The sequence below is a fragment of the Delftia tsuruhatensis NBRC 16741 genome (genome assembly GCF_001571325.1).
GTDB classification, from domain to species: Bacteria; Pseudomonadota; Gammaproteobacteria; order Burkholderiales; family Burkholderiaceae_C; genus Comamonas; species Comamonas tsuruhatensis.
This window is the reverse complement of record NZ_BCTO01000052.1, coordinates 36005-59908: the sequence shown is the minus strand read 5'-3', so window position 1 is coordinate 59908 and position 23904 is coordinate 36005. Positions and strand designations below refer to the sequence as shown.

Below are 23904 nucleotides of genomic sequence, written 5' to 3'. Positions count from 1 at the left end.
GCTTGACGCTGCTGGGTGCAGGATTACTTCTTGCCCTTGACGTGGGTTTCCAGTTCCAGGAAACCGGGGCGTTCGGTAGAGAACAGCACCTTGCGGCCGAACTCGATGGCGGTGGCGGGGTTGTAGCCCTGCATGCTGGCCAGCAAGGTGGTCTTGATGCACTCCAGTTCCTTGGCGGCGTCCTGGGCACGCTGCTCCACCAGGCCGGCCATGGGCTCCACCAGCGCATAGGCCAGCAAGATGCCCAGGAAGGTACCGACCAGGGCCGAGGCGATCATGCCGCCCAGCACCGAAGGAGGCTGGCCCACCGAGCCCATGGTGTTCACCACACCGAGCACGGCGGCAATGATCCCGAAGGCGGGCAGGGCGCCGGCCAGGCGGGTCAGTGCGTTGACGGGGGCATGGGCCTCGGCGTGGTGGGCCTCGATCTCGCTGTCCATCAGCGACTCGATCTCGTGGGAATTGAGATTGCCCGACACCATCATGCGCAGATAGTCGGTCAGGAACTCCACCACATGGTGGTCCGCCAGCAGCTCGGGGTACTTGGTGAAGATGGGCGACTCGTTGGGTGCCTCCACATCGCCTTCGATGGACATCAGGCCCTCCTTGCGGGCCTTTTGCAGAATCTCGTACAGCAGGGCCATCAGCTCCATGAAGCGGGCCTTGGTGTAGCGCGAACTCTTCATCACGCCAGGGATGGCCTTGGCCGTGGCCTTGAGCACCTTGGGCTGGTTGCACACGATGAAGGCGCCGATGGCGCCGCCGCCAATGGTGATCATTTCAAAAGGCAGTGCCTTGAGAATGACCTGGACGTTGCCCCCGTGCAGCACATAGGTGCCGAAGATGCAACCGAAGGCGACGATGTATCCGATGATGACAAGCATGGGAGTGGATTCTGTCAGAGGTGTCCCGATGGAAAAGTCGGAACTGGCTTGGAAATGCGCGCTTGTTTTGACACTGGGCCGTGGCGGGGTGGCGGCCATCGACGAACCCATGGCTTGTCAAGCTATCGGCCGCAGGCATCCATACTTGAGAGCCCTGAGATGAAGGTGTAAACGCGCCGCTGCGCGCCAAAAGCCTGAAAAGGCCGGCAAATCGGTGCCTGTTTGAATCTTGCAAGGCGGGCGCTTAACGGTGGATCGCGCGGCGCGCATGCGAGGATAGTCGGCACAGTTTTATTCTTTGTGTCACCGCGCGCACAAGCGTGCCGACCGCGGGCCGGCCTGATACTTCCTCTGCTCCACCGCCATGCCATCTTCACCCCTTGCCAACGCTTTTGCAGCCCCTGCGCAGCCGCCCAGCATCGACAGCGAGCTGACCCGCATCCGCGCCATGGTCGATCGCGCGCAGTTCCTCGAAGCCCTGTCGGAGCTGGCGCAGCTGGTGGCCCGGGAGCCGCGCAACTCCAAGGTCTGGCTGCACATCGGCTTTGTCTACGTGCGCATGAGCATCTGGCCCCAGGCCATGGACGCCTTGCAGATGGCGCTGGAGATCGAGCCGCGCATGCCCAACGCCCAGCGCCTGCTGGCCCTGGCCCTGTTCAGCACGGGCCGCAGGCAGGAGGCCTGCGACCTGATCGACGACGCCTGCCGCCACGCCAAGAACGAGAACACGCACTGGATGACGCGGGCCTACATCCACTCGCACACCAGCAGCGACCCGCTCAAATCCCTGGAAGTGGCGCGCGACTGGGGCCGGCGCTTCGCCGACCCGCTGACCCGCAACGCCAAGCCCTTTCCCCCGCGCGATCGCAACCCGCGCAAGAAGCTCAAGGTCGGCTATGTCACGGCCGACTTCCGCCAGCACTCGGTGGCCTTCTTCATGCGGCCCGTGCTGGAGCACCACAACCCGGACAACGTCGAGATCCACGTCTACTCCAGCGGCCGTCCCGACGCGATGACCGCAAAGCTGCGCGCCCTGGTGCCGCACTGGCACGATGCGGTCGAGCAGACCGACGACCAGCTCTACGAACAGATCCGCGCCGACGGCATCGATGTGCTGGTGGACCTGTCCGGCTTCACCCTGGGCCACCGCCTGGAAGTCTTCGCCCGCCGCGCCGCGCCCGTGCAGGTGACCTGGCTGGGCTATATGCATACACTGGGGATGAAGGCCATGGATTACCGGCTGGTGGATGCCGGCATGGCGCCGCCTAGTCATGCGCCTTGTTACTCTGAAAAATTGTTTTACCTGGGCTGCATGGCCAGCTATGCACCGCCGGAGTACTCTCCCCTTTGCGAAGAGCCGCCCATGCTGCGCAACGGCTATCCCACACTGATCTCCCTGAATAACTCCGCCAAGATCACCGACGAGATGCTGGTGGTCTGGGCACGCATCCTGCACGAACGCCATGACGCGCGGCTGATCATCATGGTCAAGGAGCAGGACCCGGATGCCGCGCAAGCCCACATGCAGCCGCGCGTTGAAGCCGCCGGCATGCCGCTGGATCGCGTGTCCGTGCTGCACCAGCAGCCGCTGGACGGATTCATGGAGCTGGGGCACATCGCTGACGTGGCGTTGGATACCTCGCCCATTTCCGGGGGGACGACGACCTTGCATGCGCTGTGGATGGGACTGCCGATTGTGGCGCTGGATGCGGAGCGTGGCGTGGATGCGGCGACGGCGCGCACGCTGCAGGGCCTGGGCTTTGGCGGTGTGATCGCCAGTGACTTTGAAGGCTATGTGCAGGCTGCACTCGATCTGATGGCCGACCCTGAGCGCCTTCAGCAGCAGCGCCTAACAGCGCGCGCGCAGCTGGCGGGCGGCATACTCATGGACTATCCTGCCCGGACCCGGGAGTTGGAGACATCCTATCGCCTCATGTGGCTCAACTGGCTGCGTGGCGATCAGCACATCCTCACGGTCGATACTGACCTGGAGGCCTTGCTGGCAAAAGCGGAAGCGCAGGCATGAGCGACTCTTGCGCCTCGTCAGAGTGGGTGCCCCTGCTGGTGCCCGATATGCCCTCGCCCCAGGAGCTGATGCCTTGGCTGGAACGCATGCATGCGGCGCGGCACTATTCGAACTATGGCCCCCTGGTCCGGGAGCTGGAGTCGGAATTCGCGCAGCGGTTTGCCCTGCCGGTGGACAATCTGACCACGGTCTCCAACGCCACGCAGGGCTTGGAGCTGGTGCTGCAGGCGCTGGAGCTGGCGCCGGGGTCGCGCATCTTGCTGCCGGCCTTTACCTTCGTCGCTACGGCCACAGCCGTGGTGCGTGCCGGTCATCTGCCCGTACTGGCTGACGTGGACCCCGATGACTGGATGCTCACTCCCGACATTGCGCGGGCCGCCTGCGCTGTGACGCCTGTGGACGCCGTGCTGCCGGTGGCCACCTTCGGTATGCCCCACGACATGAAAGCCTGGCAGCAATTCGAGCAGGACACCGGACTTCCCGTGGTCATAGACGCAGCTGCGGCCTATGGCAGCCAGTGGCTGCAGGGCGCCGAGGGCACCCTGGTCTTCAGTCTGCACACCACCAAGAGCCTGCCGGCGGGCGAGGGCGGCCTGGTTGTCTCCACCCGGACTGGCTTGGCCGCGCGAGTACGCCAGCTCTCGAATTTCGGCATCAACCTGGACCCAAAGGCCGGCATGCCCCTGGGCTCGCTGGCCAGAGTGGGGACCAATGCCAAGATGAGCGAATACCATGCTGCCATCGGCCTGGCCTCGCTGCAGGTGTGGGAGGAGCATGCCCTGGAAAGGCGCAGGCTGCATGCGTGCCTGATGGAGGAACTCGATGAAGCCAGTGGACATTCCCTGGTCTGGCAGCGTCTGGGTGCGGGAGGCGCATTGGCTGCTCCCTCGCTGCTGTGCGCCCAACTTCCTGACGATGGCACGCGCAGGGCACTTGAACAGACCTGCCAGCAGATGCATATCACAACGCGGCGCTGGTACCAGCCGCTGCTGCAGCATATGCAGGCCTTGCTGCCCCATTGCCAGGCATTGGAGACACCCCATGCGGACCGTTTGGCCAGCACGCTGGTCGGCTTGCCATTTTTTCTGGGGATGGAGGCGATGCAGCGCGGGCGTTTGAAGCTGGCTGTATCTGCGGCCGTCAAGGCAAGCAGGGCCTGACAGCATATGGAGCTCCTGGTTCTGCCCCGCAGCTGCCATGGGAGCGAGTTTGGAGCCGAGCTTGGAGTCGGCTCTGTATCAAAGTATATAAATAATGAAAAGATTGTTCATCATCGGAGCCGGTGGATTTGGCAGGGAAGTCTTGACATTGGCCATAGAAAGTTATGGCTATCAGTGTGAGTGGATGATTGCCGGTTTTCTCGATAGCCGAAAAGAAATTCTCAATGAATTTTCTGCGAGCTATGAATCATTGCCCTATCCAGCACCTGCATCCGAGCAAACGCGCGCCAGATACGCAATGAACCATGGTATTGCCGGCGATCCGCTCACTTACGAGGTGCAGTCAGACGATCTTTTTGTCTGCGCGCTGGGCGATCCGGTACAGCGAAGAAAATACACCGAAAATATATTGCGCCAAGGCGGACAGTTCATCCGCCTTGTTCATGAGTTGGCTGCGCCGTCTGCCCATTCATCCATAGCACCTGGGTGCATTCTGGCGCCCCATGCCACCCTGTCGCCAAATGCTCGGTTGGGGCATTTCGTGACGGTCAGTAATTTCACTGCAATTGCCCATGATGTAAGCGTGGGAGACTGGACGTCGATAGGTGCGCATTGCATGGTAGCTGGCAATGCCAGGATCGGTGAAGGTGTGCAAATTCACCCTGGCAGCATCATCACGGCCAAGGCCGTCATAGGCGATGGAGTCGTGGTGGCTGCAGGCAGTGTGGTGTTCGGGAAAATACCGGCAGGCATTACCGTTATGGGAAATCCTGCCAAACGCTTTTGTTGGGGCTGAATGATGTCCGTTTTACAAGATCCTTTACTTTCTATTGTCATACCAACTTATCATAGAGCTCGGTACCTGAGGGGAATGCTGGATTCCATTATTGAGCAGGCACGGTTGGAGCCAGAGCTGCAGGCGGAATTTGAAGTGGTTGTTGTGGACAATGGCTTGGACGATGTCACCTGTCTTCTCATGGAAGATATGTGTGCTGCCTATCCGTTTATCTCCTATGTACGCCGTCCGCACAGCGTTCCCATGGAGGAAAGCATTCTGGCTGCAAAGCACTTTGGCCGGGGGGACTATCTCTGGACGCTGGGCGATGACGATGCTCTGGAGCAAGGCGCGTTGTCGTTCATATTGGGCCACATCAGACAGGAATCCCCCGAAATTTTCTTGGTGGCTCGCGACTCATGGACACCAGATTTGAGTCGTCGATGTGTTATTACACACGGCAATTATCCCGAGGATGAGATTTATTTTTCATCCTTGCTACAGGCCGTCCATGCGCTAGGCTGGGGGTACTACTTTGTTTATCTGGGCTCCTGTGTGTTTCGGAAGGAAAAATTCAGAGCGGTCAATGAGATTGATTACTTGCATTCGCCTCATTCTTTTTCATTTTGCGTGCTCCAGGCCTTTCATGATATTCCTTGCAAGTATCTAAAGAAGAAGCCGGTGACGAAATACAGAATGGACAATATTTTGCCTTATTCTGCAGGGGGGCTAAAGTCCGTGACGATCATCATGCTACAGTGTTTTCAGCATCTCCAGAAATATGGAATGGGATCTTGGCATGAAATTTTGAGTATCAGAGACCTGATTTTTTCCAATAAGAAACTTGTTCATCTCAAGATTCACTCGTTGGCTGTTTGCATGCTCAGCAACCAATGGGACAGGGTCAGGACTCGTCAGCCCATCCTGGAAGAAGAGTGGGATATTTTTCAGGAAGCATATGCTGCCTACGGTAATGAGGAGATGCATGCCCTGTTGTCCAGGATTCGCAGCCATGTGCAGGATGATGCGCAGTCTGAGCGAAGCATTAATGACCAACTGGGTGTGATCTTGATCAAGGAAAATCTGGACCGGCGCACCTATCCTCGCAATACCCTGCAGGTGGTGTGAGTGGTGAGGTCTGCTACATGCGGCTGCGCACGTCGGCAATCAGCGCCGCAATGCCATCCTGCAGGCGGGTGGTGCTGTGCCAACCCAGTGTCTGCAGCAGCCCCGGCCGCGCGACCGAGAAGCCTATTTCTCCCTGGACAAGCGCAATATCGCCAAAACCCAGAACGCTGGTGGAGTCCGTCGCGGCATGGAGCTCCCGACAGAAATCCCTGAGGGCAATCGCCTGGCCTGTACCCACCTCCACGCTGTGGCAACCCCTGGCAAGCTCTGGTAGGCCCTTTAGCAGGCAGGCATACGCCTGCGCGGCATCCTCGACAAAGAGAAAGTCCCGCATCTGCTGGCCGCTGGTCAAGGCAATCCGGGGAAGATGGTTCAGGCAGTTGCGTGTCAGGGCAGTGCAGAACTTCTCCATGGCATCACCGGGGCCGTAGAGATGCTCCAGGCGCATGTGGATGAGCCGTATGCGAGTCCCTGCCATGACGTCGGCCCATTCCCGGAAATGGGCCTTGCTGCGGATGTAGTTCTGCAGCAGGTGTCCCGGGCCAGCCTTGGCGTAGTAGGTATCGGTATTGATGAAAAACTGCAGGCCCTGGGCAATGGCGTCCTCCAGCAGTCGTGCTGGCAAGAGCACATTGGACGCGATGATGTCCGAAGTGCGTGAGCAGGCCGACCGGCCATACTGGGTGGCCATATGGATGATGCCATCCTGTCCTTCCAGGTCCAGGCACTGCCCATAGAGCACCATATGCAGCGACAGCGGATACCGTGCCTGCAGTTGCCGCAAGGGTTCAGGAAGTATTTCGGTGCGCAGGGCCACGGTGAGCGTATGGCCTTTCTGCAAAAGCGCCGAGCACACATGCTGGCCCAGAAAGCCGCTGGCACCTGTGATGAGGATCCGCATGGGCTAGGCTGGCTTCGTTGTGCTGAAAAATGCATCGAAGCGGCTGGCAATGTACTCCAGATGGTTTGTGCCAAGTCCTGGATAGACACCGATCCAGAAAGTCTGGTGCATGATGCGATCGGTATTTGCCAGGTCACCGCTGACGCGATAGGTGCGGCCCTCCATGTACGGCTGCTTGAGCAGGTTGCCGGCAAACAGCAGCCGTGTGCCGATGCGGTGCCGCTCAAGATGGTTCAGCAGATCGAGACGGCTGAATCCCGTATTTTCTTTCAAGGTGATGGGAAAGCCGAACCAGGAGGGGTCCGAGCGGGGCGTTGGCTCGGGAAGAATGAGAAATTCCTCTAGATGCTTCAGGCGCTTCGTGAGCTGCTGGAAGTTGTGCTTTCGGGCAGCGATGAAACCCGGCAACCTGTCCATCTGTGCCAGGCCGCATGCTGCCTGCATGTCTGTGATCTTCAGATTGTAGCCCAGATGGCTATAAATGTACTTGTGGTCGTATCCCCCGGGAAGCTCGCCCATTTGGCGGCAAAAACGCTTGTTGCAGGTGTTGTCATGGCCGGGAGGGCAATAACAATCCCGGCCCCAGTCCCTGAAGGACTCTGCGGCCCGCTTGAGCTTGGGATTATTGGTGAAGACGGCACCGCCTTCGCCCATGGTGATGTGGTGTGCCGGATAAAAGCTCAGGGTGGCGATGTCGCCAAACGTCCCCACCAGCTTGCCGTCGTAGGTGCTGCCAAGCGCATCGCAGCAGTCTTCGACAAGCCAGAGGCCATGCTTTTTGCATATCGCCACCACGGCTTCGAGGTCGAAGGTGTTGCCCAGCGTATGGGCAATCATGATGGCCTTGGTCTTGGGGGAAATTGCCGCTTCTATGGCGGCGGCATCGATGTTGTAGGTGGGGATGTCCACATCGACGAAGACAGGTACTGCGCCGGACTGAAGAATGGGGTTGACCGTGGTGGGGAATCCAGCGGCGACGGTAATGACTTCATCGCCGGGCTGTATGGCCCTGGAGCCCAGCTTAGGGGACGTCAGGGAGGAGAAGGCAACCAAGTTGGCCGAGGATCCGGAATTGACGGTCAGAAAGTGCTTGACGCCCAGGTAGCTGGCCATGCGGCTTTCAAATTCCGCATTGAATCGTCCCGTTGTCAGCCAGCCATCCAGGCTGGCCGACACCATGTTCTGCAGTTCCGGGGCACCAATGACCTTGCCCGAAACGGGCACGGGAGACAGTCCCGCAAGAAAGGGCTGGGGCGCATGAACCAGGCTGGAGTATTCCTGGACCAGTTCCAGAATGTCTTGCCGGATTTCCTCGGGCGTCCGGCAGGACGCCTGCGGCGAGGAGGTCGATGAGTTCATATCATTCCGAGGTATAGGATTCGATCTGGGACATCACCAGTTCGCAGGCGTTGGCGCCGCTGACCCAGGCGCGATGCCATTCAACCGTCTTGGCCAGCGCCTGGTCGAGTTGCCAGCGCGGCCGCCATTGCAGGTGTTGGACGGATTTGGAAATATCGAGTTTCAGCACATTGGCTTCATGGGGGCCTGTCACCGCATCGCAGTTCCAGTCGATGTCTTCGCCCCAGAGTGCCATTAGCTTTTCCGTGATCCAGCGCACGTTCCTGGCCCCTTCGTCCAGTGGGCCGAAATTCCATGCCTGCGAGAAGGCGGCGCCTTCTTCGTACAGCTTTTGCGCAAGGCAGAGATACCCCGACAAAGGCTCCAGCACATGTTGCCATGGGCGTATGGCTCCCGGGGAGCGGATGAGGGGGGGCAGGCCTTTTTCCAGCGAACGCAAAATATCGGGCAATAGCCTGTCGGCAGACCAGTCACCACCGCCGATGACATTGCCTGCCCTGGCCGTGGCCAGGCCTATGCCGCGCTGTTCATAGAACGATTGGCGGAAGGCATGGGTAACCAGCTCGGCACAGCCCTTGCTGTTGCTGTAGGGGTCGCGGCCTCCCAGGGGGTCGATTTCCCGGTAGCCCCAGTCCCATTCCTGGTTCTCGTAGCACTTGTCGGAGGTCACGTTGACCACGGCACGGACGCAGTCGATCTTGCGGGCGGCCTCCAGCAGGTGCACGGTCCCCATGACGTTGGTGGAATAGGTTTGCACCGGGTCGTCGTAGGACGGCCGAACCAAGGCCTGCGCTGCCATGTGGATGACGATGTCGGGTTGGAAATTTTCCAGGGCCGAGCTCAGTGTTCCATAGTCCCGGATGTCGCCCCGGGTATCCGTCAGCCTGCGGGCGATGCCCGCTCGTGTGAACAGGTTGGGCTGTGTGTCTGGCGCCAGGGCATAGCCGTGGACCATCGCGCCGAGGTGGTGCAGCCAGAGGCCGAGCCAGCTGCCCTTGAAGCCCGTGTGCCCTGTCAGAAACACACGTTTGCCATGCCAGAAACTTGAAGAGGGGGTCATGGAGCGCTATTCCCAGATCTTCCACGGAGCCTGCCCGTGTTCCCACAATTCTTCCAGCTTTTGCTTGTCACGCAGGGTGTCCATGGGTTGCCAGAAGCCTTCGTGCTCGAATGCCATCAGATCCCCTTGCTCTGCCAATTGCGTCAAGGGTGCCTGTTCCCACACCGTTTGATCATTGTCCAGCAGGTCCAGCACGCGGGGCGACAGTACGAAAAAGCCGCCGTTGATCAAGCCGCCGTCTCCCTTGGGCTTTTCCTTGAATTGTGTGACCCGGGAAGCCTGAATGGCGACGGCACCAAACCGCCCGGGAGGATAGGTGGCCGTCATGGTCGCCACCTTGCCGTGCCGGCGGTGGAAAGCGATGGACGCGGCGATGTCGATGTCCCCGACGCCATCGCCATAGGTCATGCAAAACGCCTCTTCGTCTTTCAAATGGGCAGCGACACGCAGCAGACGGCCCCCGGTCATGGTGTGGTCGCCCGTGTCCACAAGGGTCACGCGCCAGGGCTCCACCCGTTGCTGGTGCACCTGCATTTCGTTGTTTCGCATGTCAAAGGTGACATCAGACATGTGCAGGAAGTAGTTGGCGAAATACTCCTTGATCTGATACCCCTTGTATCCGCAGCATATGATGAAATCATTGATTCCGTGGTGGGAATATATTTTCATGATATGCCAGAGAATCGGCTTTCCACCCACTTCCACCATGGGCTTCGGCCGTGTCGTCGTTTCTTCGCTCAGGCGTGTGCCCAGGCCCCCCGCTAAAATCACTGCCTTCATGGTAGGGCGATGCCTCAATGGCCGCAAATCGGAGTGGACTCTGGGAGGCATCCAGATTCGGTCTGGCTGACGTAGGCATTGTGAAAATGCTTGACGCGATCTTCAATGCCTTCTCCCAGAATGGCGGGGCGTGTGGCTTGGCTGATTCCCGCCTGCACCTTGCGACAGATATCACCGTCCTCTGCAAATACTTTACGCGTAAAGGCGTGGCCATCGGCATGGATGCGTTCCATCATCTTCGAGCCCATTTCGGTGCCATTCTTCAAATGCACGCCCACGGTTCGTGAATGCACACGCGTGCGATCCACGGCAAGGGGATCGAAACGTTGTACGTGGAAGCTGTATCCCATGAAAGAGGTGACTGTGAGATTTGGAAAAATCAGATGATGGGTATAGTGTTCGAAGCGCCAAGGCCACTGACCAATCCTGGGCTCCATGCGTGAAAAGCGTGCCACCCACTCAGCATTGGCAGCGTGCTCGAGATGGCTGTGCAGGCGGTCATTCAGAAAGAAGAGGGGCGCTTCTTCTTGCCGGCTCATTCCATCGACCTGGGCGAACGTGCGGTTGTGTACGGCCGGCACGTGATAGCCCTCAAGGGAGTTTTCGATCACGACTTTCCAGTTCGCCTCAACGTCCTCCTGGAATTCATCGAGCACGGAGTCCATACCTTCACTGGCGCGTTCCAGAAAATCATACTGGCTGCCCAGATAGTCCCGCAGGCTGGGACCTTGAGGGGAAAGCCGTACAAAAATGAACTGGCCCACGGCTTCGCAGGCAAACTCGGTCAGCTTGAATTTCTCGGGCTCGGCAACCACTTGGGGAAATGCCTGTTTGGCAGGTATTCCCACAGGGACACCTTGCCTGTCGTAAACCCAGCCATGGTAAGGGCAGCGCACGGCGCCCTTGTGCAGTCCGGGCTCGCACAGCCGGGCATGGCGATGGGCGCACACATTCAGAAAAGCATGTGGCTTGCCCTGGGCATCGCATTGCAGCAGTAGACTTGTGCCGCCCAGGCTCAGGCCACGGTGGGAGAGCCCCTGGAATTCGAAAAGCAGGCCAGCAAACAGCCAGTTTTTTTGAAACAGCTGGCCCTGCTCGAAAGCATGTTGACTCGGGTCACGGTAGGCCGCCAGTGGGATGGATTGAGTGGACATGGAATCTTCAAGAAAAATGCAGCCAGTACTTGAGGCGTCAGGAGCCAGCAAGAGGCACTTTGAGGCAAGGTTTGCACCCTCCTCCTCTCTCTTGCTAGGCTGCATCGGTGCCTGGCAACCAATCGCCGCGCGGTGTCGCGTACAGCATGGTGTCGTAGAAATAGCCGGCATGATGGCGCAGGAAGAAGGTATAACCCGGGGCCAGCTCATCGATGGTCTGGGCAATATCCAGCAAGTCGGTGGCGTAATGGTAGGACGCCACGGCGAGGCGCGGCCGGTTTTCGGTCAGCAGTCTCTTTGAGCCCCGCAGCGCGCGCGCTTCGAAGCCTTCCACATCGAATTTCATGAAGGTGGCGCGCTCCACCCAGTCGTCCACGGTCACGCAACGTATGCTGACATCGCCCTGATCTGAAATATGGCTACCCATGGTGCCTGTCTGGTGAAAGCGCAGGGTCTGGGTCTGGTCCGAGACGGCATAGTTGTGGGCGTGGAATTGCTCAAGCTTCCAGGGTGCCAGTTGCTGCAGGGCCTGGAAATTCTCGGCATCCGGTTCAAAGGCATGCAGGCTGGCATAGTTCCAGCCTGTGACGCCGAACAGCTTGTGCAGTATCGTGCCACGGTGTGCGCCGCAGTCCACGAAGTGCTCCCTGTTGCCCAGGGTGAAGGTGTTGCTATCACCCGCCAGTCCGAAATACTCATCCCTGGGACTGATGCGAATGTCGTTCATCCAGCGCCGATCGTATTCGAGGCGCTGCAGCAGCACGCCATAAAGCGTTTCCCGGCTGTGATCGTCCCCCAGGCGTTGTGCCAGCTTCAGCCAGTCGTCGGCGCGTGCCAGGGTGTTGCTCCGGTAGTCCCTGATTTTTTCGTAGACCGCCACGGAGTTGAAGCAGGCCAGTACCTGGAATACATCCCTCAGCTCAAGCCTGGCGTGGCGGGCCAGATGCCGGCAAAAGCCGTTGGCAAAGAGGCTGAGGCTGAAGTCCACCATCAGGGTATTGGCCGGAAAGCTTCCTGCCCGTTCGACAAGCTGGGCGGATTTGACGATGGGGATTCCTTCCACGGATTCCTTGCTGGTGTAGTCGTCCACGCCGAGGATGATGGATGCTCCCTGGTCCAGCAAGTACCTCAGATGCATGTTCCCCAGCAACGACTGGGGACCGAACACCACCAAGGGTCGGTCGCTCAACAGAGCGGGAGACTCCGGCTCCCCGGAGCGGGCAAAAGATTCGATCAGATGGGCGTAAAGGCTCATGTCAGCAATCAAGAGGTTCTGTCATATTCTTCGGAGGCGTTGCCGCATCGCCGCAGGCCTAGATCTCAGGAATCTCGCGCAGCCCCCTACTAAAAAGCAAGCCACGTCAACTGACGGTCAGTCCGCCATCCATGACCAAGGTAGTGCCAGTTATCCAGCGGCTGGCATCCGATAATAGAAAAACTGCGGCGTTGGCGACATCCTCTGGTTTGCCAAATCCGAGAGGGTAGTTGCCTCGCTCTTTTTCCATGGATCCTACTAAGGTTGCTGTCGCCTCCAGCAGTGGTGTCTCAACTAATGCTGGAGACAAGCAATTTGCCCGTATTCGTCGCTTGACAACCTCCATGGCCAAGCAGCGCACCATTGCTATTAGTGCAGCCTTTGTACCTGAGTATGCCGCTACTCCTGGAACCCCTATATGAGCCGCAATTGATGAGAGAAAAACCAATGAACCATCTGCGCTTATGAGGTTTCGTTTGAGTAGAGCCTGCGTCAGGAGCATTGGGGCATCGACATTGATGGCTTGGACTTCTCTGAGGTGCTGCTCCGATATCATGCGTACGGGACTCAGGCGAGAGATTCCGGCGCTGTGCACTACTCCATGCACCGGGCCTCCAATATGTGCGACCAATCTTTCCCGATCCCTTTCCAGGGTGAGGTCCGTATGCAGCATTTCATGGGTCTTATCCGATATGGATTTCAACTGCTGCAGGCTGCTGGCCAGACGCTCTGGATCTCGTCCTATCCCCAGCACCTGGGCACCCATGCGTGCGCAAGCTAAGGCCGTAGCAAGGCCCAAGCCAGAAGTTGCGCCCGTCACGATGATGCGGCGGCCATGCAGGTGAAAGGGAGTGGAAGTCTCGTGGTTCATGAGGATTATTCTTCGATCAACTCAGGAAGACAAGCGCCATCGATATCCATAATGCAGGCTCCCCATGAAAGGCCAATTCCAAATCCGGAGAGAAGTATTTTGTGCCGGTCTTGCGCAAGTGTATCGCGAAGTCGCGCCGTAATTGTTATCGGTAAAGTCGCACTGCTAGTGTTGCCAAAATCATGCAAAGTGCTTGGAGTTTGCTCGATAGTAAGTCCCAGTTTTTTTCTGATGGTCTCATTTATCATTCTATTAGCTTGGTGAAAAATGTAATAATCAATATTATTCTTTTCAAGCTTGGCATATTCGAGGATTTGCTGTATGGCAGGTGGCACTCTTTGTGTCGAGAAGCTCAGAACTGCTGGTCCATCCAGAGATAAATCATTGGGCCAATGGAGAATTCCATGTTCATCGCGGGTTGGAATGCCATGATGTATAGCGTACGGTTCCCTATGCCCCCCAATAGGCTTCATGATGGCCTTGTAGCCGCTGCCGTCACTATTGAGGTCAAAGTGCATGGGAGATGCATCGGCCGAGAACTCTAGCGCTGTCGCGGTTCCTGCATCTGAGAAGAGTGGATCATTGATGTTGGCCGATTTATCGCCCACCAGCAGCAATCCCTTCTTCACTCCACCTGCTGCAATCATGCTACCCAGGAGGTGTAGCCCGAACGGATAACCCGAACAGCCCAGATTTACATCAAAAGCAATCGTTCCGTGTGGCAATCCCAGCCTGTCCTGAAGAATGATTGCGGTGGATGGAATCAGATAGTCGGGAGACTGTGTAACGACGATCAGAGCATCGATTTCGTTGCGCTGCCACTGCAGTTCGGCCAGCAACTTTTCTGTGGCAGCAAAGGCTAGGTCCGAAAAGCACTGCCATTCCGGGCAGATGCGCCGCGTCTTTATACCGATGTTGCGCACCAGCCTTTCACGCTCGGAGCGTTGCGATGGTGGGCAATCCTCCAGATTGGAGATCACCCGCTTGGGAACGCAACTGGACATGCCCGCAAAGCGGACGTTGTGCAGAGTGGACAGCGCCATGGTGTTATCCCAGCAGCTTGTAGAGGTCGGTGATCGTCGAGCAGTTCTTGAGGTCGTCCCCGGTGATGGTCTTGCCGAATTCGACATCGAACATGACGATCACGCCCAGCGCAGCCAGGGAGTCCCACTCGGGCAGGCTCCGGAGCTCGGTTTCGGGGGTCACTTCGACGGTTTCCTGGAAGTCTACGGCGGTCAGAAAGCTTTCGATGAATTGGTCAATGGAGGGCATGAGATGGGTTCCTGAAAAAGGGCTACGCGCTCGTCTATGAGGGCAGACGCTTCGATGAATTTTCGCAGAGAGCCTCTGCGCTGGAAGGGTGAAACTGTAGGCGAAAGCGAGTCCTGTTCCGATGCTGTGCGGGGTGACGCTGTCCTAGCGAATCCCGGAGATGATGGCACACGGCTCCCTGGGCGGTGGCCGGGCCGCCTGGTAAAAGTCAAAGAAACGCGGTTTGTTCCCGCTTATCCGGGGGCCGTGCCTGCCGGCTTGCCTGCACGATGGCGGTATTTGTGCGGGTGTCGGCCTGGGCGCCGGGCCTGTGTTGGGGCGCTTGCCCGCAACCTTGATGACCAAGATGAATACGAACGAGCATTTGCAGCAGGCCCGCCAGTTGCATGAACAGTGGCAGTTCGAGCAGGCTCGCCAGGCCTATGAAAAGGTGCTGGAGCAGGAGCCTGCCCATGCCGAGGCGCTGCACGGCATGGCCCAGCTGCTGGGTCTGCACCAGCTGCGCAGTGCCGAGGCACTGCCCTATCTGGAGGCAGCCATCGGCGTGCGGCCTGCGGATTTTGGCTACTGGCGCCTGTACATCCACATGCTGATCCGCGAGGGGCTGCTGGACATGGCCATCTCGCTGATCGACGTGGCACGGGCCAACGGCATGCAGGAGATTGCGCTGGAACAGCTGGAAAAGGATGTGGCCCTGGTGCAGGGCGCGCAGGCAGCTGCGTTCCTGGAGGTGCAGGCCGCGCGCTGGCCACTGGGGCCGGCGCAGCCCGAGGCGGCGCCGGTTGCTGGCGATGGCCGTGGTCGGGTGCCCGAGGCGCAGCTGCGGCTGCTGGGGCAGCTGTTTGCCCAGCGCGAGCATGCCGAGGTCAGCCAGCTGGCGGGTTCGCTGGTGCGCCAGTATCCCAAGAGCGGCTTGGTCTGGAAGTTCAAGGCGGCAGCCGATCATGCGAACGGCCGCATCGAGGCGGCCCTGCAGGCAGCGCGCCAGGCAGCCGTTCTGCTGCCGCGCGATGCCGAGGTGCAGTTCAACCTGGGCGGCATCTGCCTGCAGGCAGGCCACGCAGCCGAGGCCGAGCGTGCGATGCGTGCGGCGTTGGCGCTGCGGCCGCATTGGACCCAGGCCTTCTCGCATCTGGGCGATGCGCTGTGCGCCCAGGGCTGTATCGAGGACAGCCTGCCCTGCTATGTGAATGCGCTGCTGCTCGACCCGGAGGATGTGGACACACTGTCGCGGCTGACGGCCGCGCTGCAGAAAACCGGACGGCTGCAGGAATGTGCGCAGTTCCTGGTGCTGCTCATGCAGCAGCGGCCCGAGGACCTGCGTTTGTGCCTGGCCAGCGCCCATGTGCTGGGCGAGGCTGGCTGGGAGCTGCAGGCGGAAACTGCCTATCGCATGGCGCTGCAGATCGAGCCTGAGAGTCTGGAGCTGCTGCTGCATCTGGCGTTGCTGCTGTGCTCCGGAGGACGGCTGGGAGAGGCTGAAACCTGCTTGCGCAAGGCGCTCCAATTGCGCCCCGACAATGCCGTGCTCCACTGCGAGACGGCCTTCACGCTGTTTGCCCAGAAGAAATGGGAGCAGGCGCTGGAACTGCTCGAAGAGGCGCTGCGCATCCAGCCTGACAATGCCCGCGCGCACATGCTGCGCTGCCAGGTATTGCTGGAAACGCGTGACCTGCTCCGGCTCGACCGGGCCTTGACCGAAGCGCTGGAACGCCTTCCCGGTGACCGGGAGCTGATGTTCCAGCGCGCCGCCTACTGGGACCGCTGCGGCGATGCCCTGCGCCACATGCGCCAGCTGGATGAACTGGTCAGGCTGCACCCGGACTACGAGCCCGCCTATAGCGCGCGCCTGTTCGCCATGATCCATTCGCCTGAGGCCAGTGCAGCCTCGGTGGGGCGGGCCAACCGCGAATATGGTGCGCTCATGCGGCGGCATTCCGAGGGGCAGCGGGGCATGGGGCATGAGAACGCCCGTGACCGCGGCAAGACATTGCGTGTGGGCTTCGTGTCCGGTGATCTTCGCGCGCATGCGGCGGCCAAGTTCTTCCTGCCGGTGATGCGCGAGCTGTCCCGGCATGGCGACCTGGTGTGCGTTGCCTATTGCAACAACGAAATTCACGATGAGGTCACCAAGGAATTCCAGGGCCTGTTCCAGCTGTGGCGCGGCATCAAGGACATGAATGTGCAGTCGCTGTCCAACCTGGTTCGGGCCGACGGCATCGATATCCTGATCGATCTCAGTGGCCATACGCGTGGTCACCGGCTGGATCTGTTTGCCGCAAAGCCCGCGCCGCTGCAGATGACCTGGATAGGCAACCCGGGCAGCACAGGCCTGGAAAGCATGGACTACATCGTGCTCAGCGACCTGATCCTGGAGGACGAGCTGCTCAAGACCCAGCTGACCGAACGGCTGATGCGTGTTCCTTTGGCCTACGTCTTCGACGGCGGCATCCACCAGGAGGCCGTGGCGCCACTGCCGGCGCTGCGCAACGGCCATCTGACGTTCGGCTCCTTCAACCGCCTGTCCAAGATCAACCGCCAGGTGGTTTCTGTCTGGGGTGAGGTGCTGCGTGCACTGCCCACGGCGAGGCTGAAGATCGCGGCCTGCCCCCGTTCCGGTCCTCCGCAGCACCTGCGCGACTGGCTGGCCGAGGAGGGCGTGGCCGCGCAGCGCGTCGATTTTGTGGAGCAGATGGGATTCGAGCACTATCTGCAGGCGCACCATGACATAGATATCTGCCTGGATACTCTGCCCTTCACCGGCGGAGTGGTCACCAACCACGCCCTGTGGATGGGCGTGCCCACGCTGACACTGATGGGGGAGCTGCTGGCGGGGCGGCAGTCGGCCGAAGTGATGGCTCGTGTCGGCCTGGACCAGGGCTTTGCAGCACGGGACCTGGCGCAACTGCTGGACCAGGCTGCGTTCTGGCAGGCACATTTGCCGCAGCTGCAGCAGATACGCCAGGGGCTGCGTGCACGCCTGCAGGACCAGGAACCGCAACAGGCGGACATCGTGGCGCGCTCGGTGGCGATGGGGATGCGCCAGGCCTGGGCCCGCTGGTGCCAGGGACAGGAGCCTGTGGATCTGCGTGTCTCCTATGAGGATCTGGGTCTGGCCGCTCCTGTGGCCCCCGTTTTGTAACAGCGAACCATGCACCGCGCGGATGGCCATGCCGCGCAGTGCAAAAAATCTTGTGAAGTCCCCCTAAAGTTCGCCGGGGCAGCTCCGAAAACCAACTCAGCAGAGGGACAAAAAGTCCTGAGCCCACCAAAAGCCGCGTAATTCGATGTGAAAGCGGCCGATGGTCGGATTGGGCCGCCGCCGCCCGCCTTGCGATAAGCGAGGGCACCGTGGCGGCGACGTAACTGACTTTACTAGGAGTTGTCACCATGGCCATGTCTATCAACACCAACGTGCAATCGCTGAACGCCCAGCGCAACCTGGCTACTTCGCAAAGCTCGCTGTCCACCACCATGCAGCGCCTGTCCTCCGGCCTGCGCGTCAACAGCGCCAAGGATGACGCAGCCGGCCTGGCCATCGCAGAACGCATGAACGCCCAGGTCCGCGGCATGAACGTGGCAGTGCGCAACGCCAACGACGGCGTGTCGATGGCCCAGACCGCTGAAGGCGCCCTGTCCAAGGTGACCGACGCTCTGCAGCGTATGCGTGAACTGGCTGTGCAGGCCCGTAACGGCACCAACGGCGCCAAGGACCAGGTTTCGCTGAACAAGGAATTCGTCGAGCTGGGCAAGGAAATCGACCGCGTGATCAAGGGCGCTGATTTCAACGGCAAGAAGATCCTGAGCACCGATGCTGGCGCCATCAACTTCCAAGTGGGCGCCAACACTTCGGCCAACGACTCGATCACCGTCACCACGAGCAATCTGGGTACGAACACCGACATCACCGGCATCACCAGCGCCTCGATCGGCTCCAACGCCACCACGGCTCTGGACGCTACTGCCCTGGCTACCGTGATCAGCAACCTGGACACGGCTCTGGATACGGTCAACTCCGAGCGCGCCGTGCTGGGTGCCACCCAGAACCGCTTCGAGGCCGTGGTCTCGAACCTGCAAGTGGCAGCTGAGAACACCGCTTCTGCCCGCAGCCGCATCATGGATGCCGACTTCGCTTCGGAAACCGCCAACCTGAGCCGCTCGCAGATCCTGCAGCAAGCTGGCACGGCGATGGTGGCCCAGGCCAACCAACTGCCCCAGGGCGTTCTGGCCCTGCTGCGCTGATAGTGCGAGTCCGGCGGCCTTTCCAAGCAAGAGGCGGCCGGAATTCTCCAGGCCCCAGGCATCTGCCTGGGGTTTTTTTATGGGCGAAAGAGTGGGTGAAGAGGGTGTTCGAAAGGTGAATTGGCGTCCGATCATGGGCTTTATCGGCGCTTTGGCGCAAGGGCTTTTCCGCACAATCGTTGGCATCAGATAGGCAGAGCTGGAAGTCCTGGCGTGCTTTCTGGCGTTCTGGCGGCTTGGGGTCGTCGAACGGTTGGCCATTGTTCATGCCTAACGAGGAGCTGCCCCATGGCATCCATCATCAACACCAATCTTGTTTCGCTTAACGCCCAGCGCAATCTCAACACGTCCCAGTCGTCGCTGAGCACCACCATGCAGCGCCTGTCTTCGGGCCTGCGTGTCAACAGTGCAAAGGACGACGCGGCAGGCTTGGCCATTGCCGAGCGCATGAACGCCCAGGTGCGAGGCATGAATGTGGCCATGCGCAATGCCAATGACGGCATTTCCATGGCGCAGACGGCCGAAGGCGCACTGGGCAAGCTCAGCGACAACCTGCAGCGGATGCGTGAACTGGCCGTGCAGGCCGCCAACGACACCAACGGCACGACGGACCGTGGTTCGCTGGACAAGGAGTTCCAGCAGCTGGCGCAGGAAATCGCCCGTATCGTCGGCAGCACCAGCTTCAACGGCCGCCAGCTGCTGGACAACAACAATGCCACCGTGTTCCAGGTGGGTGCCAATACCGGGGCCGACAACCAGATCACGATCATGGCCGTGAACCTGACGGGCTCTACGCCCGGCGGCCTGGCCATTACCGGCGGCACGCCGCCGTCCCTGGGTGGAGCCCTGGGCTCGCTGCTCGGCGCGGGCAGCTCGGCGCCTGATGCCCGCCTGTCCATGGCTGCCATCGACACCGCCCTGGATCTGGTCAACAACACACGCGCCACCTTCGGTGCCGCACAGAACCGCTTCGAGGCCGTGATCTCCAACCTGCAGGTGGCAGCAGAGAACACCGCATCCGCACGCTCGCGCATCATGGATGCCGACTTTGCCGCTGAAACCGCGAACCTGAGCCGCACGCAGATCCTGCAGCAGGCTGGTACAGCGATGGTGGCCCAGGCCAACCAGCTGCCCCAGTCGGTGCTCAAGCTGATCCAGTAAGAGGGAGCCTGCGGGGCTTTTGAGCCTGGCTGCGCAGGGCGTAGCCAAAAAAAGCCTCAGGTTCGGGAGAAACCGGTCGATAAGATACCGGGGAATGCCTTCGGGCATTTGGTGTGCGTGTTCGCAAGGACGCGTTCTGCGCTGTGGCGCGGAGGTGTTCTGCACTTAGAAAGGGATGGTCATGGCCACCTTGAGCTCAGCTGGCATCAGCGGCAGCGGCCTGGACGAGACGATGATCGCCAAACTGGTGGCCCTGCAAAGGCAGTCACTGGTTCCGCTTCAGCAAAAAGCGTCTGTTCTGGATTCCAAGATATCCACGTTCGGGCAGATCAAGTCCCTGATGTCCACGCTTCAGGACGCGGCCACTTCGCTGGCCGATGCCGATACATGGCGCCTGACCAATGCCACCACGACCAATACGGCCGTGACTGCCACGGTGACGGACGCCAATGCTCTGCCCGGATCTTCGGTGATCTCGGTGACGGATCTGGCGCGCAGCCAGTCTGTTGCGACCGCTGTCATGCCGGCGTCCACCCAGTTCGGGGCTGGCAAGCTCACCATCACCATGGGCAGCTGGGACAAGACTGGCGACCAGTTCAGCAATCCCGGCACTCCCGTGGAGATCGATATCGCGGCCGGTGCCAAGCTGGAAGACGTGGTCCAGGCCATCAATAGCAAGGGCACGGGCGTGGTGGCGTCGGTGCTCAAGGATGCCCAGGGTGAACGCCTGGTGCTGCGCTCGCGTGCCACGGGTGCCGATGCCGGCTTCACGGTCGGTGCCAGTGGCGATGCCAGCCTGTCGGCCCTGGCCTTCAACGGCAAGGCAACCACGAGCTCCGTGGCGCAGTACGCCCAGAATGCCGAGATCAATGTCAATGGCATCACGGTGCAGTCGACCACCAACGAGTTCAAGCAGACCGTGCCTGGCCTGAACATCACCGTGAACCAGGTGACGGCGGCCGCCACCCCGGTGACGGTGACGGTGTCCTCGGACACTGAGGGCATGAAGAAGAAGATCCAGGCCTTCATGGATGCCTACAACGCGCTCAATGACGCGTTGGCCAGCTCGACCAAGTACGACGCCGAAAGCAAGGCCGCCGGCGTGCTGCAGGGCGACTCCACCACGGTGGGCATGACCAACAGCCTGCGCAGCGTGGTCTCGGGTACGGTTGCTGGCGCAGCGGACACGCTCAAGCGCCTGTCGGACATGGGCATTCAGATCCAGAAGGGCGGCAAGCTCGCCTACGGTACGACAGCCAGCGACAAGACCAAGCTGGACGCAGCGCTGAAGGACCCCGAGTCCATGAGCAAGATGTTTGCCGCCGTGGGAACGGACGGGCAGCCTGATACGCAGGGCCTGGCCGCGCGCATGAAGGATTTCACGCGCAAGGCGCTGGAATTCGATGGCACCTTCGACACCAAGAGCAAGAGCCTGCAGGAACTCAAGAAGAGCAACGGCAAGTCCCAGGACCGGATCAATGACCAGGCCGATTCGCTGGAAAAGCGCCTGCGTGAGCAGTACGCTTCGCTGGACAAGAAGATGAGCGGCTATTCGGCGCTCAGTGCCTACATGAACCAGCAGGTTTCCCAGTGGAATAAATAGACAGGAGCCATGCGGAGCGGCGGTCCTGTTTTCTGTAACCAATGCCCGGTGCCTCTAAATTTTCGGGCATTGCAGCCGAAGAACAAGACATCAAGGAAACGAACATGTACACATCGCTCAACCGTCGTGCTGCAAGTGCCTACGCCCAGGTCGGCGTCCAGTCCTCCGTGGACGGCGCATCGCCCCATCAACTGATCCAGCTGCTGTTCGACGCGCTTGAGAAAGCGCTGAACGCGGCCAAGGGCGCCTTGCAGCGTGGCGACATCGGCGAGAAAGGTGTGCAGATCGGCAAGGCCGTGCGCATTCTGGAAGAAGGCCTGAAGGCCTCCGTCAATCCCGATGAAGGCGGCGAGCTGGCACAGAACCTGATTTCCGTCTACGACTACAGCATCACCCAGCTGACGCTGGCCAATCTGCGCAACGACGCAGCGCTGCTGCAAAGCGCGCAGGACGTGTTGGCTCCGATTGCCAATGGTTGGCGTGATATCGCCAACACGCCAGCCGTTGCCGGGACCTAGAAATGGAGTTGACATTGATTGACTTTTACCGGGCCATAGAAGACAGCAGCGCCAAGATGCTGCAGGCCGCACAGAACAAGGATTGGGAGGGAGTGACGCGCTACGAAGGCACCTGTGCCGTGCTGATCGAGCAACTGCGGCTCAAGTCCCATGACGAGCCGCTGGCGCCTGAGCAACGCAAGGAGAAGGCCCGCATCATGCAGCGCATCCTGCGCAACGATGCCCAGATCCGCACGCTGGCCGAGCCCTGGCTGGCACAGTTCGAGCACATGTTCGACGGCCAGCCCCACGCCATGCATTGAGCCATGGCCTGACGGCGGCAGCTGCATCTGCAGCTTCCTGCCGGACATGAAAAAACCGCCTGAGATCCAGGCGGTTTTTTCATGGGCGGAATCTGCGGATGGCAGCGGCTGCAGATCAGGCCGCAGGTTCGGCCGCTGTGGGTCGCCGTATATCGATCAGGCCGTCGGCGCGGGCTGCACCTGCAGTTCGCTGAGCATGCGCAGCAGGTTGCGGTTGACGTCCTCGATCTCGAAGTCGTTGTCTTCGCGCAGCTGGCGAATCGGTGCGGGATCGTCGGATTCCAGCGCAATGGCCATCATCAGGGCCGGCGCGTAGGGGCCGGTGCGCGTCACGGCCGCGTCGAAGACGCGTTCGGACAGCGGTACGCGGCGCAGCACGGTGGGCAGGGGCTCGCCCAGCAATTGGTCCAGCTGCGAGAACAGGCCCAGCAGATAGACCTCGCGCTGCAGGTCGTGGCTGATGCCGGCTTCGATCAGGCGTTCGGTCAGGCTGGCGCGCAGCCGGATGGCGGTGCGCACGGGTATCAGGTTGGGCTCGGTGCAGGCGTGGGGCAGCTGGTCCGACAGCCAGCGCTGCAGCGTGCCGTAGCCCAGCATCACCAGGCCGCGGCGCAGCGAGTCCACATTGCCCCGCAGGCCCAGGGCCGCGGAGTTGGTGTAGAGCATGAAGCGATAGGCCAGGATGGGGTCCTCGCCCAGGATCTGCTCGAAGGCTTCCAGCGATTGCTCGGCATCGACGGCACGCATCAGCGCAAGCACGGTGTCGCGGCTGGGCAGGGCGGGGTGATGGCGCTGGGCATGCAATGCATCGGCCACGGGCCAGCCGGCGATGGCGCCCGCATGGAAGCTGTCCAGGCACAGATCGGCCAGAGCCAGGCTTTCCAGCCCTTCATACATCTGGCCGCCCAGCAGCTGCAGGGGGGGCAGGGTGGGGGCGGGCCTGGCGGCCTGCTTGAGGGCCTGGAGCTTGGTCGGCGCTTCGGCGGCCTGCGCGGCCTGCTGCAGCGCAAGCACGGTCTGATTGGGCATGCCCGAGGCGCCTTCGGGCGGCAGGTGCAGCAGGCTGCTGGCAAACCAGTGGGCGGCCTGGGCGTCGGGCACGTCGGACAGCGGGCCGCGCCAGACCAGCATCAGGCCGCGCGCATGGGCCTGGCGCACCAGGTCATAGATGGCGGAGTCCTGCAGCCAGTCGCCGCGCACCTCGATCCAGGGGCTTCCCTTGGAGGCGTTCTCCAGCAGGTCGCACAGCACCTGGCGGGATTGGGGCGACAGCAGCACCGGCGGCGACTGCGTGCCCCAGGTCTCGCGCAGTATGCGCAGCAGGTGGGCCACGTCGGCCTGGACGCCGGGCTCCTCGTGAAGATAAAGCTGCACGCCCGCCAGACGGCGGGCCTGGTTCCAGAGCGGCCTATAGCCGAGGGTCAGAGAGCTCAGGACGGACTGGACCATGGAT

The 23904-nt window shown here is 60.7% G+C and carries 21 protein-coding genes; 10 read left to right on the top strand and 11 right to left on the bottom strand.

The window, feature by feature from the left end:
* Positions 1–23: 23 nt before the first annotated feature.
* Positions 24–884 carry a flagellar motor stator protein MotA gene (motA, locus tag DTS01S_RS23870; RefSeq protein ID WP_016449292.1) on the bottom strand — a complete coding sequence of 287 codons (861 nt, stop codon included), beginning with the start codon at positions 882–884 and terminating at the stop codon, positions 24–26.
* 364 nt (positions 885–1248) lie between these two features.
* Here motA and DTS01S_RS23865 point away from each other — a divergent pair, with 364 nt between their 5' ends.
* From DTS01S_RS23865 to DTS01S_RS23855, 4 genes are all read left to right on the top strand, one after another.
* The gene (locus DTS01S_RS23865; protein WP_017404703.1) at positions 1249–2910 is read left to right on the top strand and encodes an O-linked N-acetylglucosamine transferase, SPINDLY family protein; all 1662 of its coding nucleotides are present in this window, start codon (positions 1249–1251) and stop codon (positions 2908–2910) included.
* The gene (locus DTS01S_RS23860) at positions 2907–4070 is read left to right on the top strand and encodes a DegT/DnrJ/EryC1/StrS family aminotransferase (RefSeq protein ID WP_061289115.1); all 1164 of its coding nucleotides are present in this window, start codon (positions 2907–2909) and stop codon (positions 4068–4070) included. Before DTS01S_RS23865 ends, DTS01S_RS23860 begins: the two co-directional genes overlap by 4 nt.
* 94 nt (positions 4071–4164) lie before the next feature.
* Positions 4165–4866 (top strand): PglD-related sugar-binding protein, encoded by a 702-nt coding sequence (locus DTS01S_RS29975; protein ID WP_074932043.1) that lies wholly within the window; start codon positions 4165–4167, stop codon positions 4864–4866.
* Positions 4867–5973 carry a glycosyltransferase family 2 protein gene (locus tag DTS01S_RS23855; RefSeq protein ID WP_074932046.1) on the top strand — a complete coding sequence of 369 codons (1107 nt, stop codon included), beginning with the start codon at positions 4867–4869 and terminating at the stop codon, positions 5971–5973.
* A 13-nt stretch (positions 5974–5986) separates the two neighbouring features.
* Here DTS01S_RS23855 and DTS01S_RS23850 read toward each other — a convergent pair whose 3' ends face one another.
* The 9 genes from DTS01S_RS23850 to DTS01S_RS23810 form a co-directional block, all read right to left on the bottom strand.
* Positions 5987–6874 carry an NAD-dependent epimerase/dehydratase family protein gene (locus tag DTS01S_RS23850; RefSeq protein ID WP_017404699.1) on the bottom strand — a complete coding sequence of 296 codons (888 nt, stop codon included), beginning with the start codon at positions 6872–6874 and terminating at the stop codon, positions 5987–5989.
* Positions 6875–6877: 3 nt separating this feature from the next.
* Positions 6878–8233 (bottom strand): lipopolysaccharide biosynthesis protein RfbH, encoded by a 1356-nt coding sequence (gene rfbH / locus DTS01S_RS23845; RefSeq protein ID WP_017404698.1) that lies wholly within the window; start codon positions 8231–8233, stop codon positions 6878–6880.
* 1 nt (position 8234) lies between these two features.
* The gene (gene rfbG / locus DTS01S_RS23840; RefSeq protein ID WP_026062198.1) at positions 8235–9293 is read right to left on the bottom strand and encodes a CDP-glucose 4,6-dehydratase; all 1059 of its coding nucleotides are present in this window, start codon (positions 9291–9293) and stop codon (positions 8235–8237) included.
* 6 nt (positions 9294–9299) lie between these two features.
* On the bottom strand, positions 9300–10073 hold the full coding sequence (gene rfbF / locus DTS01S_RS23835; RefSeq protein WP_017404696.1) for a glucose-1-phosphate cytidylyltransferase: 774 nt from the start codon (positions 10071–10073) through the stop codon (positions 9300–9302).
* Between the two features lie 14 nt (positions 10074–10087).
* Positions 10088–11227 carry an aromatic ring-hydroxylating oxygenase subunit alpha gene (locus tag DTS01S_RS29970; RefSeq protein WP_074932049.1) on the bottom strand — a complete coding sequence of 380 codons (1140 nt, stop codon included), beginning with the start codon at positions 11225–11227 and terminating at the stop codon, positions 10088–10090.
* A gap of 94 nt (positions 11228–11321) precedes the next feature.
* A complete protein-coding gene (locus DTS01S_RS23820) occupies positions 11322–12482 on the bottom strand; it encodes an FkbM family methyltransferase (RefSeq protein WP_217649280.1) in 1161 nt (386 codons plus the stop codon).
* Positions 12483–12588: 106 nt separating this feature from the next.
* Positions 12589–13353 carry an SDR family NAD(P)-dependent oxidoreductase gene (locus tag DTS01S_RS29965; RefSeq protein WP_074932051.1) on the bottom strand — a complete coding sequence of 255 codons (765 nt, stop codon included), beginning with the start codon at positions 13351–13353 and terminating at the stop codon, positions 12589–12591.
* Positions 13354–13358: 5 nt separating this feature from the next.
* Positions 13359–14396 (bottom strand): ketoacyl-ACP synthase III, encoded by a 1038-nt coding sequence (locus DTS01S_RS29960; RefSeq protein ID WP_050042322.1) that lies wholly within the window; start codon positions 14394–14396, stop codon positions 13359–13361.
* A gap of 4 nt (positions 14397–14400) precedes the next feature.
* On the bottom strand, positions 14401–14625 hold the full coding sequence (locus DTS01S_RS23810; protein WP_017404690.1) for an acyl carrier protein: 225 nt from the start codon (positions 14623–14625) through the stop codon (positions 14401–14403).
* Between the two features lie 337 nt (positions 14626–14962).
* Here DTS01S_RS23810 and DTS01S_RS23805 point away from each other — a divergent pair, with 337 nt between their 5' ends.
* The 6 genes from DTS01S_RS23805 to DTS01S_RS23780 all read left to right on the top strand — a co-directional run bounded on the left by DTS01S_RS23805 (position 14963) and on the right by DTS01S_RS23780 (position 22451).
* A complete protein-coding gene (locus DTS01S_RS23805; protein WP_017404689.1) occupies positions 14963–17767 on the top strand; it encodes an O-linked N-acetylglucosamine transferase family protein in 2805 nt (934 codons plus the stop codon).
* A 248-nt stretch (positions 17768–18015) separates the two neighbouring features.
* Positions 18016–18867 carry a flagellin domain-containing protein gene (locus DTS01S_RS23800; protein WP_017404688.1) on the top strand — a complete coding sequence of 284 codons (852 nt, stop codon included), beginning with the start codon at positions 18016–18018 and terminating at the stop codon, positions 18865–18867.
* A gap of 288 nt (positions 18868–19155) precedes the next feature.
* Positions 19156–20028: a flagellin domain-containing protein gene (locus DTS01S_RS23795; protein ID WP_061289112.1), complete on the top strand. Its 873-nt coding sequence runs from the start codon at positions 19156–19158 to the stop codon at positions 20026–20028.
* Positions 20029–20209: 181 nt separating this feature from the next.
* Complete coding sequence (gene fliD / locus DTS01S_RS23790; RefSeq protein WP_016454334.1) at positions 20210–21631, top strand: flagellar filament capping protein FliD; 1422 nt, start codon at positions 20210–20212, stop codon at positions 21629–21631.
* Between the two features lie 104 nt (positions 21632–21735).
* The gene (fliS, locus tag DTS01S_RS23785; RefSeq protein ID WP_016454333.1) at positions 21736–22149 is read left to right on the top strand and encodes a flagellar export chaperone FliS; all 414 of its coding nucleotides are present in this window, start codon (positions 21736–21738) and stop codon (positions 22147–22149) included.
* Between the two features lie 2 nt (positions 22150–22151).
* On the top strand, positions 22152–22451 hold the full coding sequence (locus DTS01S_RS23780) for a flagellar protein FliT (RefSeq protein ID WP_016449305.1): 300 nt from the start codon (positions 22152–22154) through the stop codon (positions 22449–22451).
* 156 nt (positions 22452–22607) lie between these two features.
* On the opposite strand, the gene DTS01S_RS23775 is transcribed toward DTS01S_RS23780, so the two are convergent.
* A complete protein-coding gene (locus DTS01S_RS23775; protein WP_061289109.1) occupies positions 22608–23900 on the bottom strand; it encodes an HDOD domain-containing protein in 1293 nt (430 codons plus the stop codon).
* Between the last annotated feature and the right edge of the window lie 4 nt (positions 23901–23904).

Bases quoted from the DNA above. Each gene is read 5' to 3' on its own strand.
- DTS01S_RS23820 (WP_217649280.1), bottom strand. From the start codon at position 12,482: ATGAGCCTTTACGCCCATCTGATCGAATCTTTTGCCCGCTCCGGGGAG.
- DTS01S_RS29960 (WP_050042322.1), bottom strand. From the start codon at position 14,396: ATGGCGCTGTCCACTCTGCACAACGTCCGCTTTGCGGGCATGTCCAGT.
- DTS01S_RS23805 (WP_017404689.1), top strand. From the start codon at position 14,963: ATGACCAAGATGAATACGAACGAGCATTTGCAGCAGGCCCGCCAGTTG.
- DTS01S_RS29970 (WP_074932049.1), bottom strand. From the start codon at position 11,227: ATGTCCACTCAATCCATCCCACTGGCGGCCTACCGTGACCCGAGTCAA.
- DTS01S_RS23800 (WP_017404688.1), top strand. From the start codon at position 18,016: ATGGCCATGTCTATCAACACCAACGTGCAATCGCTGAACGCCCAGCGC.
- rfbG (WP_026062198.1), bottom strand. From the start codon at position 9,293: ATGACCCCCTCTTCAAGTTTCTGGCATGGCAAACGTGTGTTTCTGACA.
- fliD (WP_016454334.1), top strand. From the start codon at position 20,210: ATGGCCACCTTGAGCTCAGCTGGCATCAGCGGCAGCGGCCTGGACGAG.
- DTS01S_RS23855 (WP_074932046.1), top strand. From the start codon at position 4,867: ATGATGTCCGTTTTACAAGATCCTTTACTTTCTATTGTCATACCAACT.
- DTS01S_RS23865 (WP_017404703.1), top strand. From the start codon at position 1,249: ATGCCATCTTCACCCCTTGCCAACGCTTTTGCAGCCCCTGCGCAGCCG.
- DTS01S_RS23850 (WP_017404699.1), bottom strand. From the start codon at position 6,874: ATGCGGATCCTCATCACAGGTGCCAGCGGCTTTCTGGGCCAGCATGTG.
- DTS01S_RS23795 (WP_061289112.1), top strand. From the start codon at position 19,156: ATGGCATCCATCATCAACACCAATCTTGTTTCGCTTAACGCCCAGCGC.
- rfbH (WP_017404698.1), bottom strand. From the start codon at position 8,233: ATGAACTCATCGACCTCCTCGCCGCAGGCGTCCTGCCGGACGCCCGAG.
- DTS01S_RS23780 (WP_016449305.1), top strand. From the start codon at position 22,152: ATGGAGTTGACATTGATTGACTTTTACCGGGCCATAGAAGACAGCAGC.
- rfbF (WP_017404696.1), bottom strand. From the start codon at position 10,073: ATGAAGGCAGTGATTTTAGCGGGGGGCCTGGGCACACGCCTGAGCGAA.
- motA (WP_016449292.1), bottom strand. From the start codon at position 884: ATGCTTGTCATCATCGGATACATCGTCGCCTTCGGTTGCATCTTCGGC.
- DTS01S_RS23860 (WP_061289115.1), top strand. From the start codon at position 2,907: ATGAGCGACTCTTGCGCCTCGTCAGAGTGGGTGCCCCTGCTGGTGCCC.
- DTS01S_RS23775 (WP_061289109.1), bottom strand. From the start codon at position 23,900: ATGGTCCAGTCCGTCCTGAGCTCTCTGACCCTCGGCTATAGGCCGCTC.
- DTS01S_RS23810 (WP_017404690.1), bottom strand. From the start codon at position 14,625: ATGCCCTCCATTGACCAATTCATCGAAAGCTTTCTGACCGCCGTAGAC.
- DTS01S_RS29975 (WP_074932043.1), top strand. From the start codon at position 4,165: ATGAAAAGATTGTTCATCATCGGAGCCGGTGGATTTGGCAGGGAAGTC.
- fliS (WP_016454333.1), top strand. From the start codon at position 21,736: ATGTACACATCGCTCAACCGTCGTGCTGCAAGTGCCTACGCCCAGGTC.
- DTS01S_RS29965 (WP_074932051.1), bottom strand. From the start codon at position 13,353: ATGAACCACGAGACTTCCACTCCCTTTCACCTGCATGGCCGCCGCATC.